Raw genomic sequence first — 17840 nt, forward strand, 5'->3', positions numbered from 1 at the left:
CTTGCACCCTATCTTCACAGACAATCTTTGTGGTTATGTCCTGTGCAAGAAACTAAACCATAATTTCTGATGGTGTGATAGCAGCATATAACTCAGGTGGAAGTAAGGCTTCTTGAATGTTGATTTTCTTGGGTATGACACCTGATTCAAAAAATAAATCGGCTACACGTTGTTGTTCTGCTATCAAAGACGGACTTAGACCTCTGCGTCCGGCGAAAGTGCGGCGAGACATTACTAAATCGGCTACATCTGGTGCTAGTTTTTGTTCTGTAATCATCAATTTTTTGACTTCATCTCGATTTGCATCAGCCCATTTATCAAGACCATGAAGTTCCTCGATGATGATTTTGAGTAAGCCAGGATTTTCTTCCGCAAATTTTCGATCTGCAATATAGTAGCCACCAGGAGAATCTAAACCTACAGAATCTCTGAGGACACGAATCCGGTTGAGTTTTTGGGCGATCGCATAATGGGGATCACCAGTCATCCACACCGGAATTCTCCCTTCTAAAAAAGCCGCCCGTGCTTCGATAGTCGGTATACTTCTGATTTTTATATCTTTGATAGTCAAACCAATAGATTGTAAAGCTCTCAAAATAAAATAGTGGGATGCTGAACCTTTTTGAAAATATACTTCCTGTCCCTTAATTTCTTCAAATTTAGTTAAAGAAGATTCCGGTGGTACAGCAATCACACTACTTGTTCCTGTTGTTGGCGTTCTTTGTGTACCAACGACATAAACCAATTTGGAACCAGCGACTTGTGCAAAAATTGGCGGCGTTTCTCCTACAGAACCCACATCAACTTTACCTGCGGCCATTCCCTCCATCAGTTGCGGCCCTTGGACAAACTGCGCCCATTCCACCTTAATTCCCAATGGTTCTAGGCGTTTTTCTAAAACTTGGCGATTTCGTACCAAATCCCCCGCACTCTGATAGCCCATACGGAGGACTTTAGTTTTAATTTCTAAATTGGCAGTTTTGATTACTTGCTGTTGGGTTTGTTGACTACAACTTCCCAACATATATGCCATAGAAAAACCACATATACCCGATGTGGCAACATTGAGAAAACGACGGCGGTTAACCATAATTCTGCTTTTATTTTTACCTTTTGCCTTACCTATCTCGTACTAACGCAGCGAATCTCCTCTTCTGTATTCGGCGGTAATATCGTCGAGTTTTTGTTTCAAATTTTCATCAAGTGTGACTTCCAAAGCTTTGAGGCTGTCACTGAGTTGTTCGGGACGACTCGCGCCAATAATAGGAGCAGTAATAATCGGATTCGCCAAAACCCAAGCTAATGCTAAAGTTGTCAGAGATAAACCAGCATGATCCGCCACTGTGCGTAATTCTTCCACAGTATTGAACTCGCGATCGCGCCAGTAACGCTCTTGATAACGTTCTGCGGCTGTACCCAAGGTAAAACGAGTGCCGGCTGTGGGGCCTTGATTAAAATTATGTTTACCTGTTAACAAACCACCCGCCAAAGGATTGTAAGGAATTACACCCAGTCCTTCTTCCTTCGCCAAAGGTAATAATTCTCGCTCAATTTCCCGGAATAACAAATTGTAGCGGGGTTGAATCGAGACGAAGCGAGTTAAATTCCGCACATCAGCCCGACCCAAAGCACGGGCAAGACGGTAAGCTAAATAGTTAGAAACCCCAATGTAGCGCACTTTCCCAGCACGCACCACTGTATCTAATGCTTCTAGTGTTTCATCAAGGGGAGTTGACGCATCATCAGAATGCAGTTGATACAAGTCAACATAATCAGTTCCCAGTCGTCTTAAGGAAGCATCGATCGCATCTAAAATATGTTTGCGTGAAGCTCCTTGATCCCAAGGTGCAGGGCCAACCTTGCCCACAGCCTTGGTAGCCAAAATAAAATGTTCGCGCTTACCTTTTAACCAGCGTCCAATAATTTCTTCGGTACGCCCAGCCGTAGCTAAACCACCACCTAAAGGATAAACATCGGCTGTATCTAAAAAGTTAATTCCCGCCTCGGCGGCTGTATCGAGGATTTTTATCGAAGTTTCTTCATCCGTCTGCAAGCCAAAGGTCATTGTACCTAGAACAAGGCGCGAAACAGTCAATCCAGTTTGACCAAGTTTCGTAGTTGGTAATGTCATAGTTGTTGGTTTAGTTGGGGATGAGTATAGGTAAATACCGTTTAGATAAGGCTTAAGTCCTTTGTGAAAGCAAAGTTTTTTAACGAACCGCAAAGGACACAAAGGACTCAAAGATAATAGGACTTACGCAGACTCTAGATTTCTTGGCGTTCTTGGCGACTTGGCGGTTCGATAAATTAAGCTTTGTGGGAATTTTTGCGTAAGTCCTAGATAAGAAAAACTGCTTAAATGAACGGTATTGGAGTATGGGCAAATACGATTCAGTTAATTAGAAATCTTGATTCATCCGCGTAGCCTGCGGTAAGCCGCTTGCGCGTCTATATCTGCACCCATCTGCGGTTAATTATTCTTATCTGAACCGTATTGAAGATTTCACATCAAATCTATGATTTCTGCTTTAAACAGCTACAGAAGCACGACGGCTCTGTGAAATCAGCCAATTTTGCAATTTCAAGTCTGTATACACTTCATCGGCGATAAAGTGATCACCTTCAGGTAATACAGTAAAATCTACTGTGCCACCCACTCCCCGTAAGGTATCAACAACCTGCTGTGTAGCGTCGATTGAGAGTTTTTCATCCTTAGCACCTTGGAATATTTGGATGGGAATTTCCTTGAGTGCATCTATTTGGCTTGATTCTAAGGTTTGAGGAACGCGACCAGACACCGCTACCAAACCAGCAAAGCGACCAGGATGAGAAGCGGCGATATGCCAAGCCCCAGCAGTTCCCAAGCTAAACCCAGAGATAATCACACGGGAGGGATCGATAGGCCGGGAAGCAATGAGATTATCTAACAAAGCAATCACATCTGATTCTCGCTCTACCCAAGTCTGTCCTTCAGGAAGTTGGGGCGCTAAAAAGAAGTAAGGTAAAGAGCTTGATTCATTCACAAACCGAGGTAAACCCCATTTCAGCAGCACATCTAAATCATTACCGCGATCGCGTGCGCCATGCAAAAACAATACTAAAGGCGCGGGTTTGTTGGCATCTTCCCCAACAGCCGAGAACAGATAAGGCAATAAACCAGAGCGACGTTCAATAGCCATAGTTATAATTCCTTCCTTGTATGTTTGGTGGTTAGATCCCCGACTTCTTAAAGAAGTCGGGGATCTCGTAACCTCTCAGCAAAAGATTTAAGCTACGACAAGTTTTTGATCAACTTGTGGAGAAGTAAAGCTATTTACCTTGGATTCAATCGCTGTACCCTTGAAGAAATCAGGGTTAGCTTCGGTATAGAACTTGTAGGGATTACTAAATACGTAAGCTTTGAAGTCGTCTTCAGTAATTACGCCTTCTTTCACCAAATCCCAGCTTTCAGACAATGGTGAGGTGAGGTCGGGTACATCCCAGTGACCAACGTCAGAAGAATAGATGGCGTTAATCTTCACACCCAAGGGATTAGCTTTGTTGTTGAATGCTGCGGCGATGGTGCGATCGTCAGATTCGGAACCAAAGAAGAAGCTATTCACCCAGCGATCGCGGATGTCTTCAATGTTTTCAATTCCAGCCGCAGCAAAGTCTTCAAGTTCGCTACCAATTGGCGCACGGCTATGACGGCTGAAGGAAGAACCAAGTACACTCTTGGTTAATTCTTCTTTGCTGAGGGAATATCCTTCAGTAATTTCGCCACCAAAACGCTCAAACAACTCAAACAATTCATCTGCATTGGTAAGGTCTGGATTGTAGTTTTGCAGTGCTTTGATATTACGTTTGGAGAAGCGGTCTACTAAATGAATGTAGACGTGAGCGCCCCAATCTGCACCACCTTCTAGCATACCGACGCGCAACTGAGGGAAACGTCTGGTAACACCGCCGAAGAACAACGCTTTAGCAAATGCTTGGGAACCATCGGCAAAGTGACCGATGTGGTTGTTCATATAGTTACTGATGGAAGAGCGTCCCGTCCAACCTTGGCTACCATAGTGAGTAGTAATTGGCACACCCAATTCCACAGCCTTAGCCCAGAATGGATCGTAGTCGTATTCGCTATCTAATCCAAAAAAGTCAATGTAAGAAGCATATCTGGCGATTTCAGGGAATTGATCGGCGGGATATTTATCGGCGATCGCTTTAATTGGACGTTTCACACCACCAGGAATATTTGCTACTTTTAAACCTAGGGTTTTTACAGCAAACTCTAACTCTTCGATGGCTTCTTTTGGAGTAGTCATCGGGATACCAGCTACCACCGTCAAGCGATCGCTATATTTGCGATAGATATCAGCGTGGTAGTGATTGACCGCCCGTTGTAGTGCTTGGCGATTTTCTGGGCTGGCTCCAGCAGGTGCAAGCACATTATTGGGAAACAATACCGAATAGTCTGAACCTTGCTCTGCTTGGCGTTCATAAAGTAGTGCAGGCAAAGTGTAAGTAGCAAGGTCTAGAGTATTGCGAGTAACTCTCGCCCACCAAGGCGATCGAATTGTACGATTGTATTGACGCTCTTCGGGAGTTTGTTGATACCAGTCTTTACCGTTGCTCTTAGAGTTCAGCCGAGAAGATTCTGCCTTGCGTAATTCGTCTACAAGCTTTGACCCGCCGTATTTAGCAATGTAATCTTCAAAAGCCGGGGTGAAATCATTAGTATGAACGTCGGTATCAATTACCGGATAATCAAGGGTGGCTCTGATTGCGGCAGAGGGAGAAGTTTTTAATCTGCTATATTCAACCATATTTTTTCCTTCAAAAATCAAAGGTTTTCTGAGCATCCGCAGTAGGGTTATCCTTTGTCATTGGTCATTTGTCCTTTGTCTTTGCTCCACAATTAACCAATGACAAAATTTTTATGTTCTGTAGGGCGGGGATCTACAGAAAAAGCTCTTTAACTGGTGTGGCTTCATCATCTGTGAAAAATTGATTTACGCCATTCCGACAAACTTTTGTTGTGCAGAGATCCAAAGCTGATTTAACGTGATACTTACCTTTGAAACCCCTCTCCAAACCTCTCTCCGCTTCGGCTACGGTGTACACACAAGTCTTATCAAGTTGCCTAGTAGCACTTTGATCCCCCCTAACCCCCCTTTTTAAGGGGGGAATTTTCTTCAAGTCCCCCTTTTTAAGGGGGATTTAGGGGGATCAGAGGATTTGTGTGTACACGGTAGCTCTGCTTCGGGGAGAGGCTTTGAATCTTATTCCCCTTCCCTACAAGGGAAGGGGTTGGGGGTTAGGTTTGAGATAAAGTTGCACACGGCTTGATTTATGCCAATACCAATCTTTCATTCTGTTGTTTAGCAACAAAACCATTGACTGGACGACGCAGACCGAGATTTTCACGCAGGGTACGACCTTCGTATTCAGTCCGAAATAGTCCGCGTTTCTGGAGAACAGGAACGACCAAGTTAACAAAGTCATCCAACCCTGTAGGTAGTATTGGTGGCATGATATTAAAGCCATCTGCTGCCCCATTGTTGAACCATTCTTCTAGTTGGTCAGCAATGGTTTCAGGTGTACCAAGTATGGTGCGATGGCCTCTTGCGGTCGCCAAGGCCAGATACAACTGGCGGAGTGTGAGAGTCCCACGAGTGGCTAAATCTTTTACTAGCTTCAGACGACTCTTGTTATTGTTGGTGTCGTTTGGTAGTTCAGGCGCTAAATCATCTAAAGAATATTTTGATAAATCAACACCTTTGTAATAGGTCTTTAAAATACCCCAAGCAACATCAGGATGAATTAAAGATTGCAGGAACTCATATTTTTCTTGGGCTTCTGCTTCAGTCCGGCCAATGATGGGGAAAGCTCCAGGCATGATTTTTAAATCCTCTGGAGAGCGCCCATATTTCGCTAACCGACCTTTGACATCAGCGTAAAATTCCTGGGCATCAGCTAAGGTTTGATTGGCTGTAAAGATTACTTCGGCTGTCCGTGCTGCCAAGTCTCGTCCAGCTTCCGAGGCTCCAGCTTGCACAATTACCGGATAACCTTGCGGTGGACGACCAACATTTAACGGGCCTCTGACGGAAAAGTGTTTGCCTTTGTGGTTAAGTATATGCAGCTTGTCGGGGTCGAAATAGATGCCTGATTCTCGGTCACGAATAAAGGCATCATCGTCCCAGCTATCCCACAGTCCTTTGACTACTTCGACAAATTCTTCCGCCCGTTCATAACGCTGGCTATGTTCTGGATGATGCTCAAGACCAAAATTCGCAGCAGCATTCTCATTACCTGTTGTAACTACGTTCCAGCCTGCCCGACCATTACTGAGGTAGTCTAGTGAGGCAAACTTACGTGCCAGGGTGTAGGGTTCTTCGTAGGTAGTGGAGGCAGTAGCAATGAAGCCGACATTTTGAGTAACAGCAGACAAAGCCGAAAACAAAGTGACTGGCTCGAAATGCACTAGTTTGCCATTGCGTTTTTGAGTCTCTGGAGAGCCACCCCAGACTCCTGGACTATCTGCCAGAAAAACTGCATCAAACAAGCCACGTTCGGCGGTCTGGGTAATTTCTTTATAATGCTCAAAGTTGAACCCAGCATCTGCTTGTGAATCGGGGTGCCGCCATGCGGAAACATGATGTCCAGTGGCTTGAATAAATGCACCTAAACGAAACTTACGTGTTTTGCTCATCTGCTTTTTCTTGTCTATGCGTCTAGCTAAAGGCTGTTTGGGTAACGTCAGTCAAATATCTGACGCTACGATAAATTAGTAAATTTTTATGGGTCAAAGCTCCTATGTCTACTCTTGTTTGAGCTTGACAAAACTAGTAATGCTGCTGTTTGGCGCTTGAGCTTATACCACAAATTGATGTAGTAATCTGAGTCAGCATATACAGTTTACACATCTAGATCCAGAAAAGATGTGCTGTACAACACAATATCATGAAAATCTAATTGTTAGTTAATCGAACATTAAGTATTGCAAACAGGGCTGAAGAAATTAAGGGTTTAGGGGTGTAAGGGTGTAGGTTTTTTACGTTATGCCCCAAAAACCTTGATTTAGGGTGTGGGGGTATGAGCCCGCATTTCTCACAAGCTTCAGGCGTTTGATGGGGCAGAGGGGCAGAGGTGCGGAGGGGCAGGGGAGAGAGTACCTTCATTCTCCCCTGCTCCCCTGCACAGGCTTTGAAAGGTGTGGTGAGAAATCCGGGTGAGGGGGATGGAACTCTGATTAAATCGTGATTTTTAGAGTCGCTACTCATCACCCTGTTAAAAATCTACACTTGTGAGGTTTAGGGGTGTGGAGGTGTAGTGATGCAGTACTTTATTGGGCATCATAATGCCAAGTCTCAGCAATTTAGGAGTTGCTCAAGCATTTTTTTGTAACTTTTTTTGTCTTAAATTGTAGTCATTACAAATGAGCAATATATTTAAATGTTATATTTTGGGATTTCGGGATAACTTTTACTGGGGTTGGATTGGGAATTACCAATATGTTCGATGGCAAGTAGTTTTAATATTGAGCTTTTGGAATTTATCTGGAGGAAATTCCCAAGCGGCTCAATTGCATCAAAACTTGAGTTCATTACCAGTAATAGTAAGCAATTCAAAATCAATTGATTTTGTGCTTTTTCAGAATCAAAAAATTCAGGAAATTAAACTTCTGGAACAATTCAATCAAGCACCAATTTTAATTGCTGCACCAGAAAATTTTAATCCGGGGTTGCGAGTACCGCCACCATTACCCAAACCACCAGTCATAAAACCACCAGAAAAACTTAGTCCACCTCCAACATCAAAGCCTGAGAAACCAACTAAGCCTGTAGTTTTAGAAGGCATTCAAACTAATTTTCGCAATGATACAGATAACTTTGGGCAAAGTAATTTATTTATTGAACCGACTTTGCAGTGGCGATCGCCTAATGGTAATAAAATATTTTTGACTACTGGTTTTGATTTATTTGAACAACGGGGTGTGGAATCAGTCATCAATATTCCTGTAAAACTTGGCTGGCAAGGAAAAATCGGTGACGCAACTTTACACACCACAGCCGGAGTTGATTTTTTTGACCGCTTACCCACAGCCATCAATTTCAATGCTAAATTTGAACTCCCAATAGTGCCGCCTCAAGTTTCTTCTACGGGAAAATTACTGTCGGGTGTCACAATATCAGCCAATGTAGACCACAGTCCTTATAAATTTAATGCTCAAACCTTAGAAAATCAAATTACAGCTTGGCGGTTTGGCCCTGATTTATATTGGCAAATTGATAAATACACAAGTTTGTTTTCTTCTTTGCGCTTGGGTAACTACAATGATGGGAATTTTGAAATTCAATCATTCAGCAGATTAGAACGCAAGTTGGGACAATTTTCTCTGGCGGCTAACTTATTTAACTGGAGTTATAGCCGCAATGCAGAAATCACAAATGGCTATTTTTCTCCATCAGATTTTTTGGTATACAACGCTGAAGTTGCTTGGGAAGGCGAGATTGCTGATTTTTTGCGTTGTCGGCTGTTCGCCACTTTAGGACAACAACGGTTAAATGGTGAATTGGACGATGCTTATGGTTACGGTAGTCGCTGTACAACTAAGTTCTCGCCCATTCTAGACGCTGAACTAGACTACAGCTTTAGTAATGTTCGCAATCAAAGCACGGGGGGAGGTGGCTATGGTAGTAACTCTTTAACCGGACAGTTACGTGTCAAATTTTAACTGTCCATCACCAGTATTTTTAGCTACTCAATTAAATGAAAATTCGCAAATTTTTATACTGGTTATTTATATGGACTGCGTATATATAAGCGTTAGTCCTAACAGTGTTTGATCACGAAGTGAGACAAATTTATATAAGTTAATAAACCCGAAAAACCTTTCATAAAGGGGATTTTACACTCTTAACTAACAGTTGGTTACAACTAACATTTGTGAGTTATTCCCTAACGTTGGGAAAAATAAGCTTGTTATGAAGATAACTAAAAAATGATTTACATTATAAGGCTTTGAGTAACATGAGTTCTGATTTCCAACCACCACCCAAAGGCTTATCTATCCTGAGTTATGTTGGAGGGGTGGTGACAGCGATAATTGCGATCGCTGGGTTAAATTTTTGGTCTGGTCGTCTTTCCCAAAAGACACAAACACCCGAAGTATCAGCCTCTCAAACTGCTACTCCCATAGATCAGGTAGATCCACAAGCCCAAAAAATCGCCAAACTTGATGCTGACTCCGCCGTTTTACCAGGAACACCAATCGCCGCCAGTGAACTTGTAAGCAAAACACCTTACATTGCGCCGGGAGTAGGCAAACTCGATGCAGCAGAGATGGCGGCGGCGCGTTTAGCTTGGTCATATTTCCAAAAAAACTGGAACGAGAAAACCGGCTTAGTTAATTCTGTGGATGGTTTTGCATCTGTCACGATTTGGGATCAAGCAGCTGCGATCGCAGCTTTGGTTAGCGCCAAAGAACTCAACATTATTACTAACGCAGAATTTGAAACGAAGATGACCAAAATGTTGCAGACTCTGGCATCTTTACCTTTATATAAAGGTGAACTGCCGAACAAAGTCTACAACGCTCAAACTCTCATACCTGTTAATTACGGTCAACTCGATAAACCAGAAGAAATTGGTTGGTCAGCCATTGATTTGGGAAGAATGGCAATTTGGCTGAAGATTGTGGAAGCTAAGTATCCCAAAATGCGATCGCCTGTACAAGCTGTGTGGCAACATTGGCAAGTCAAGCGCCTCACAAAAAATGGTCAGATGTACGGTACATCTGTTGTTGAAGGTAAAGAGCAGTATAACCAAGAAGGTCGCTTGGGCTATGAAAATTATGCTGCTTATGGTTTGAAGCTTTGGGGTTTGGATGTTAAACAAGCCTTAGATTATCAGTCGAATACTGCTTTTGTGAATCTTTACGGTCAAGGTGTTCCTTATGATCGTCGGGATGCTAACAACTCCGGCGGAAATAACTACGTCCTCAGCGAACCATATATTCTAGACGGTATCGAAACAGGATTCCAAGCACTGCCAAAAGCTTATGCCGATAGAATCTTAGCGGCTCAAGCAGCGCGTTATCAAGCCACACAAGAATTAACCGCCCTAACGGAAGATAACTTAGATCGTCCACCATATTTTGTTTACAATAGCTTGTTTGTCAACGGTAAACCTTGGGCGACAATTACCGATACTCAAGCACAACATAATAATTTACGTTTTCTCAGTGCCAAAGCTGCGATCGGCTGGCACGTACTTTACAAAACTGATTACACCCGTTCTTTAACTGATACTGTCTTTTCTCAACTCAAATCAGAAAAAGGTTGGTACAACGGCTTATATGAATCTCTGCGCCAACCAAATAAATCTCTAACGGCGAATAATAATGGAGTGATTTTAGAAAGTTTGCTTTATAAACAAGTTGGTCAACCTTTGATTATTTGGGCAGGAGTCAAGTAAGTAAAGTGGCGTAAATAATTATTGTGGGAAGAAGGCAGGGAAAGAAAGAGTTTGAGACTTATTTACTTTTCTGCACATAGGTTTTATTACACCGACTTACTTAAATAATTGCTAATTATTCATACTTGGAATTCGTGCCATTACAAATTTTTTGAAATCTTATGCGCCAGTACTTTTCACAAAAATTGTGGAGATGGATTGCATTGTTCTTAATTGGAACAATCTTGCAATTTTTAATTTACATCCCCACGCCAGTTTTATCGCAAAATGCCAATAGCTGTAGCAATATTACTGCGCCTCTGACAGCCGAAGAACAAACTTATGCCCGTTCTGCTTGGCAGTATTTTGTCAAAAATTATCAGCCAGCTACAGGATTTACCAATTCTGTGGGGGGTTATCCTTCAGGAACCCTGTGGGATATGGGGAATTATTTAATGGCGTTAAATGCGGCGCGATGGATGAATCTGACTGACCAAGCAGATTTTGACTCTCGGCTGAATAAGTTTTTAACAGGTCTAAGCAATATCAAGTTATTTGAAGATGCTTTACCCAATAAAGTCTATAACACGGCTACCGGGCAGATGGTTGATTACGGTAACAATGCCATTGAACGGGGTATTGGCTGGTCTGCTTTAGATATTGGTCGAGTTTTAGCGGCGTTTGATGTGATTCGCACTTGTCATCCCCAATATAATGATTGGCTCAAAGGCATTATAGCCAAATGGCAAGTAGCGCGATCGCTCAAGGATGGACAACTTTACGGGGCGACGGTTCTCCCAGATAACAAAACATTATTAGTCCAAGAAGGGCGACTAGGTTACGAAGAATATGCCGTCCGGGGGTATCAACTCTGGGGTTTTTCTGCACCCAAAGCTTTGGCCTGGGAACCATATAAAACAGTGGAAATTAATGGTGTGCAGATTCCCGTTGACACCCGCGATTTTCAAAGTACTAACGCTAATAATTACATTGTTAGCGAGTCTTATATTTTAGATGGCATTGAATTTGGCTTACAAGGTGAATTAGCCGATTTTGCAGCTAAAGTTCTGGAAGTGCAGAAGCGCCGTTACGAAGCGACAGGTCAGTTAACAGCAGTCACCGAAGATAACATCGACCAAGCACCTTATTTTCTCTACAATACTGTTTACGCTAACGGGCAGAGTTGGGCCACAATTACCGATACTAACCAACCTTATCCCCAGTTTCGCAGTGTGAGTACCAAAGCCGCATTTGGTTGGCGTTACTTGTACCCAGATAATGCTTACGCCCAAAAACTGTTTGATGCAGTCAAGGATCTGCGTAGCCCTGATGAAAGTGGTTATTATGCAGGGATTTATGAGGAAACGAAACAGCCAAATAAAGCCTTAACTGGGAATACCAACGGGCTAATTTTAGAGATTTTGTACTACAAAGCCAGAGGAAATCGTTCTTTAATTACTGGTTATGTCAATACAGCCGCTAAAGCACCAAGTAATAATAATTCTGCGGCGACTCCCACACCCACAAATCCGCCGCCAACATCTGGGAATAATTCTAATGTGGGAGAGGTGAAAGTCACGCCCAATCCCCCAGCCAAGAATCCCCAAGTTGAGGAGGTGGCGATTACCCCGATTCCCCCAGTTGATAGCCCAAATTCATCATCTCAGTTGAAATTAACTCGACCATTAACAGTGGTAGAACGGCGTTATGCAGAAGCGGCTTGGAGGTATTTTCAAGCCAATTATCATCCCAAGAATGGCTTAGTTGACGATCGCAGTGATTTCAAAGGTGCAACACTCTGGGGATTAGGCGATTATCTCGCCGCACTCCACACCGCCCGATCATTGGATGTAATTTCCCCAAAAGAATTTGACCAGCGTACCCGCCATTTATTAGCAGCGTTAGGAAAATTACAGTTATTTGCCGGGGAATTACCGAATCGGGGTTATGATACGCGATCGCTCCAACCCATAGACTACGGCGGTAATCCAGTCATTGAAGGCAATGGTTGGTCAGCTTTGGATATTGGCAGACTGTTAGCTGGGTTGTATAACTTAAAAAGCTACCATCCAGAATATACCAAAGCGGTTGATCAAATTGTCTTGGATTGGTCATACCTGCGGGTAGTCCGGGATGGATTGCTTTCCAGTGCGACGGTGATTAAAAATCCCCAAGGGCGATATCTGACTCGCGTCAACCTGGATACTCGTTTAGGGTATGAAGAATATGCAGCACGGGCTTTTCAATTGTGGGGATTTGATGTCTCAGGTTCGGCTGTGGGTGGAGAATATCAAACAACTGTAGTAGAAGGAGTGAAAATACCAACTCAGCGTCAACGTACTGATACTAACTCCAAAGTCAATCAATACACCGTCAGTAATCCGTTTCTTCTTTATGGATTAGAGTTTGGTTTAGATCCAAAAATGCGATCGCTATTTGAACCCATTTTCCAAGCCCAAGTTGAACGTTACCGTCGCACCGGGACTTTAACAGCCGCCGCGACAACCTTAATTGACCGCAAGCCTTACACCGTCCACAGCGCCATTACCGCCCAGGGTCAACCTTGGGAAGCTGTTAGCGATGATGGACAAACGGTACCCCAAGGAAGAATGGTCAGTACTGCTGTGGCTTTTGGATATGCTGCTTTGTTACCAGACAATCAATACAGTCAAAAGTTACTGCAAGGTACAACTGACTTATATAACCCACTCACAGGTTTTTACGAAGGCTTTTACGAAGCTACAGGTAAAACCGCCGTTGGCTTCACCAGCAGCACCAACAGTATGATTTTGCAATCTTTGTTGTATACACTCACCAACCACAAACCCTTAATCGCTGCCAATACTTCCCTGAATTCTCCCTGGTGGGAAGCGATCGCCCAAGGAGATTCCGGCCGTGGTCTTCCTCGAATTCCTCAGCCAAAAATTAAACTAATTTCTGATAGTAATGGCAATTACTGGGCATCTCCGCCAGAAAATCACCGCACTGCAAAATAATTTGCGATTGTAGATAGCAAATAAATTCCACAGATACATCTGGAGGCTGATTGAATATTTGAAATTGATTTTTTGATTATTGGTATTCCCATGAATTTTGCATCTTTGAATAACTCGGCTAATTTTCCTGGTAACAGTCGCTCAACACTCAAAAAACGCACATTGTTATTTCGCTACTTAGCCGAAATTAATTTAATTTTCGGTTTTTGGTATTTACAATGGCGCATTACTCATTCAATTAACTTTGATGCTTTGTGGCTGTCAATTCCTTTATTATTAGCGGAAATTTATAGTTATTTTGGCGGTGTGTTATTTGTCATTGGTTTGTGGCGGCCTTTAGTGCGACAGGTTAAATCTCTTGACCAAATGATCCCACCTTTAGCAAAATCGGAATGGCCAACAGTAGATGTATTTATCACTTGCTACAATGAGCCACCAGAAATTGTTGAGCAAACTGCAACGGCGGCTTTAGCAATTGATTATCCTGTTACTAAATTGCATGTTTATGTATTAGATGATGGCAACTCACCAGCCATGCGAACCATGACCGAAAGATTATGTATTCAAGATTTGCAATCACCATTATTACAACAAGAAGCTAACCGTATTGATGCTGAACGCTCTCATTTAGTAGAACGTCTGCAAAAACTAGAAAATCTCAAAGTCAATATTCAAGCGGCGGAAGAGTGGTTACAAGAATTATCATCAACTCAAAATACTCAGACAACATCAGCAGCAGAATTACTCGCAAGTCTACAACAGTTTATTTTGTGTTTACCGCCGGAACATCACACTATAACTGCACGTCTGAAAACTGAAAAACGAGCTTTAGAAACAGCAATTTACCAAAAAGAACAGGAATTAGTGCAACTGGTAAGATTTCATTATATTGCACGCCCTAAGCCGGTGGGTATGCCTCACCATGCAAAAGCAGGTAATCTTAATTATGCGATTTTTTCAGGAGAAACTGCGGGGGAATTTATTCTCACTTTAGATGCCGATCATATTCCTAAACCACAGTTTCTCAAACGAGTTTTACCATATTTTTATACATATAATCTTTTCACTGGTAAGTACGAACAAAACCGCATTGCTTTTGTCCAAACACCACAAGCTTTTTATAATATTCCAGTTGGTGATCCTTTTGGACATCAAGCTAATTTATTTTACGGGCCACTACAACAGGGCAAAGATGGGATGAATGCAGCATTTTACACAGGGACAAATGCTATCCTCCGTCGGGAAGCCCTGATTAATGTAGGACTGCAATATTTTGCTGATGAGTTTAGTAAAGATGAAACTAAGTTAGATGAATTTAAATTAGTAGGTGGGGTATCTAGTAATAGTATTACAGAAGATATGAATACAGCTATGCGGCTGCATGGTGCTGGTTGGAAATCGATTTATCATCACGAACTTTTAGCAGAAGGTTTAGCACCGGATGATTTGAGTTCTACTTTAAAACAGCGACTACGCTGGGCGCAAGGAACTATCCAAGTTTTATTAAAAGAAAATCCCTTTGCTAAACCAGGACTGACATTTTGGCAACGCCTACAATATTTTAAAACCATGTATAGCTATTTTTCAGGCTTTGCTAGTCTGGTATTTATTGTTTGTCCAATTATTTATTTCTTTACCGAAATTGCCCCTGTAAAAACCTTTGGCTATGATTTTGCTATACATTTTATTCCGGCTTTTATTATCAATCGCTTAACATTTTTAACAGTGGCTTGGGGGATTCCGGCTGGTGAATTGTGGCGTTCAGAACAATATGCGATCGCATTATTTCCCTTATTAATTCAAGCTGTCTGGAGTGTGTTTACCGGACAAAAAATTAATTTCCAAGTTACCCCAAAACAGCGACAATCTGGTATTTACCTGCGTATGGTCTGGCCGCAATTACTGGTATTTATACTGACAAGTTTAGGTATGCTATGGAGTTTTTATTTATTTATCATTGATCATAATAAGTATCCTGGGATATCTCTCATCAACAGTGTTTGGGCTATTTATAATCTAATGCTTTTGTGGGGTGTGATTCGGGCGGCTGTTTGGCAACCATCCCCAAAGTATTAAAGAGTTTATGAAAATTAGCTTTTGATAATTAAAGAAATCATGTAAATTGCATTTTTGTGATTGATATTAATTTGATAACTTGCGTTTAGGAAGTGCAAATGCCAAAATAGAAAAGTGTATATTTGATTACAAAATTAGGTAATTAGCTTATGGATTCGACAATCAAAGTCATTCAACCACAAGGCGTATTAAATGGACTGACAGGTAATAAGTTACAGCATGAAGTGAGTAATCTATTGGATAATGGCGCAGATATGTTGTTGATTGATTTGAAAGAAGTCCATTTTATTGATAGCTCTGGTTTAGGGTCTTTAGTTGCAGCCGCTCAAATGGTGAAAACTGCTCATGCCAAACTGTTTGTTTGCTCTGTAAGTGACCAAGTGAATATGTTATTTCAATTAACAAAAATTAACAGAGTATTTCAAACTTTTGCTGATCAAGAAGACTGTAAACGCCAAGTGTTAGCAACTTCTTAAAAAGTCAAAAAATATCTCTGTTTTGGACTGTATTTTTTTATTTGTGTCGATTCTGAAAAATTTTCTAAAAATAAAAATTTGATTTAGGTTGCACTACCAAAATAAACTTTTAGTAAAGATAAATCATCTTCTGGAGATTGTTGAATATTTAAAGTCATGATTTTTAATAATAGATGATTGAGCGTGTAATTGTTTGCTTGGTTATGTTTGATTAAAATTTCAATAAAAGCATCAAGACCCAAGAGTTTACCGTTGGGTTGATTAATTTCATAAACTCCATCGCTAAAAATATAAAGAGTGCTGTTTTCGGTAATTTCAAAAACAGCCTCTACAAAGTCAACCTCTGGTAAAAAACCTATAGGTAAATCTAAGGAGATTAGTTGTTGAACTTGCAAATTATTCGGAGATTGATTTGAGATGAGGATGGCTGGTGGATGACCTGCATTAGCATAAACAAGTTGCTGTTTAATGCGGTCATACACTCCATACCAGATAGTGAAATATTTAGCACCTTGGTTACTCATTTGAAAGTTATGATTAAGTGCTTTGAGAACTTCACTTGGTTGACAAAAATTAGTGTGGGGTAAAGATTGCGATCGCAACATATTCAGCACCGACACCGACAGCAGCGCCGAACCTACGCCATGTCCCGATACATCTAACAGATAAATTACGAGATGATCATCATCTAGCCAGTAATAGTCAAAGCAATCACCTCCTAACTGTGCAGAAGGAATAAATAGGGTTTCAGTGGTGACTACTCCTGTCAGTGGTAGCGGTAAAAGCGATCGCACATAATCAGCCGCCTCAGCTAATTCTGTTTCCATAATTTGCTTTTGAGTTTGCAAAGTTTGGTTGAGAATTTCTAGAGCTTGTTTTTGACTGTGCAAATCTTGATTTAATTGATGCAACCTCAAACCAGCCCGGACTCGCGCTTTTAACTCATTCATCTCAATCGGCTTAGAAATAAATTCATCAGCCCCCGCATCTAGTCCTCTGACTCTATCTTCTTCTTCTCCCCTAGCTGCACCCTTCGCAGTTAACAAAATAAAAAAGGTTGTCGCTAATTCTGGATCAGCTTTAATTTGTCTGCATACCTCCAACCCATCTAAATATGACATCACCCAATCGCAAATAATCAAAGCTGGACGCAGTAACCGCGCTTGGATAATTCCTTCTTTGCCATTTGTCGCCACAGTAATTTCATAACCCTGATTCTGGAGCGTTCTTTTCAGTACCGCCTGCACAATTGGGTCATCATCAATCACTAGAATTTTTACCATAAACTACAGCTAACTAAATAAAATGATTATTAAATATTTGCTTAACTTTAAATTAACGATATTTAAGTTGTTAATGTATAGTGAAAATACTCAAATTAAATAAATTGAGTTCCGCTTATGATATAGGCTAAATATTTAATAAACTCAAAGTGGATAATAAAATTTGTTTAAAAGTAAACACAGACTTGAATGCCTCGTCTGAGATTTTATCTTGGTTTGAGCAAATTAATCAAACATCCAATATTGACCAAGAAATTTGGTGGCAATGCCAAACCCTGTTAATAGAAGGCTTTGCCAACATTGTAGAACATGCTCATAAAAATCTTCCCCAAGAAACTCCGATTGAGATAGAAGTTTGGCTGTCGAATAAACAAATAGACATCCGCATATTATCCCAAGGAGAAGCTTTCGATTTAGAAAAGCAATTACAACAAGTTCCTGAATTTGAAAATAATCATCGAGAACGAGGGCGAGGCTTAAAAATTATGTCAGCGATCGCCGATAAATTAACTTATGAACCAACAGCAGATAATCGGTACTGTTTATTAATTAGTAAATTTTACTAAGAA

At 41.5% G+C, this 17840-nt stretch carries 12 protein-coding genes; 6 read left to right on the plus strand and 6 right to left on the minus strand.

Annotated features, from left to right (window positions below; genetic code table 11):
- Positions 1-52: 52 nt before the first annotated feature.
- The 5 genes from H6G79_RS16115 to H6G79_RS16135 form a co-directional block, all read right to left on the minus strand.
- Complete coding sequence (locus tag H6G79_RS16115; RefSeq protein ID WP_190591742.1) at positions 53-1090, minus strand: ABC transporter substrate-binding protein; 1038 nt, start codon at positions 1088-1090, stop codon at positions 53-55.
- A gap of 42 nt (positions 1091-1132) precedes the next feature.
- Positions 1133-2131 (minus strand): aldo/keto reductase, encoded by a 999-nt coding sequence (locus H6G79_RS16120; RefSeq protein WP_190591741.1) that lies wholly within the window; start codon positions 2129-2131, stop codon positions 1133-1135.
- 397 nt (positions 2132-2528) lie between these two features.
- Positions 2529-3179: a dienelactone hydrolase family protein gene (locus H6G79_RS16125; protein ID WP_190591740.1), complete on the minus strand. Its 651-nt coding sequence runs from the start codon at positions 3177-3179 to the stop codon at positions 2529-2531.
- Between the two features lie 87 nt (positions 3180-3266).
- A complete protein-coding gene (locus H6G79_RS16130; RefSeq protein WP_190591739.1) occupies positions 3267-4805 on the minus strand; it encodes an amidohydrolase family protein in 1539 nt (512 codons plus the stop codon).
- 524 nt (positions 4806-5329) lie between these two features.
- Positions 5330-6694 carry an LLM class flavin-dependent oxidoreductase gene (locus tag H6G79_RS16135; RefSeq protein WP_190591737.1) on the minus strand — a complete coding sequence of 455 codons (1365 nt, stop codon included), beginning with the start codon at positions 6692-6694 and terminating at the stop codon, positions 5330-5332.
- Between the two features lie 726 nt (positions 6695-7420).
- Between H6G79_RS16135 and H6G79_RS16140 the strand changes: the two genes are divergently transcribed.
- From H6G79_RS16140 to H6G79_RS16160, 5 genes are all read left to right on the plus strand, one after another.
- The gene (locus tag H6G79_RS16140; RefSeq protein WP_190591736.1) at positions 7421-8719 is read left to right on the plus strand and encodes a hypothetical protein; all 1299 of its coding nucleotides are present in this window, start codon (positions 7421-7423) and stop codon (positions 8717-8719) included.
- Between the two features lie 296 nt (positions 8720-9015).
- Positions 9016-10461: a DUF3131 domain-containing protein gene (locus H6G79_RS16145; RefSeq protein WP_190591735.1), complete on the plus strand. Its 1446-nt coding sequence runs from the start codon at positions 9016-9018 to the stop codon at positions 10459-10461.
- Positions 10462-10622: 161 nt separating this feature from the next.
- Positions 10623-13436, plus strand: coding sequence for a DUF3131 domain-containing protein (locus H6G79_RS16150; RefSeq protein WP_190591734.1), 2814 nt, complete (start codon positions 10623-10625; stop codon positions 13434-13436).
- A 90-nt stretch (positions 13437-13526) separates the two neighbouring features.
- Positions 13527-15512 (plus strand): glycosyltransferase family 2 protein, encoded by a 1986-nt coding sequence (locus tag H6G79_RS16155; RefSeq protein ID WP_190591733.1) that lies wholly within the window; start codon positions 13527-13529, stop codon positions 15510-15512.
- A 149-nt stretch (positions 15513-15661) separates the two neighbouring features.
- The gene (locus tag H6G79_RS16160; protein ID WP_190591732.1) at positions 15662-15988 is read left to right on the plus strand and encodes an STAS domain-containing protein; all 327 of its coding nucleotides are present in this window, start codon (positions 15662-15664) and stop codon (positions 15986-15988) included.
- 83 nt (positions 15989-16071) lie between these two features.
- Here H6G79_RS16160 and H6G79_RS16165 read toward each other — a convergent pair whose 3' ends face one another.
- Positions 16072-17271: a PP2C family protein-serine/threonine phosphatase gene (locus H6G79_RS16165; RefSeq protein ID WP_190591731.1), complete on the minus strand. Its 1200-nt coding sequence runs from the start codon at positions 17269-17271 to the stop codon at positions 16072-16074.
- A gap of 149 nt (positions 17272-17420) precedes the next feature.
- Between H6G79_RS16165 and H6G79_RS16170 the strand changes: the two genes are divergently transcribed.
- A complete protein-coding gene (locus tag H6G79_RS16170; protein WP_190591730.1) occupies positions 17421-17837 on the plus strand; it encodes an ATP-binding protein in 417 nt (138 codons plus the stop codon).
- The last annotated feature ends 3 nt before the right edge of the window (positions 17838-17840 follow it).

Source organism: Anabaena sp. FACHB-83, from assembly GCF_014697485.1.
Classification (GTDB): Bacteria; Cyanobacteriota; Cyanobacteriia; order Cyanobacteriales; family Nostocaceae; genus Nostoc_B.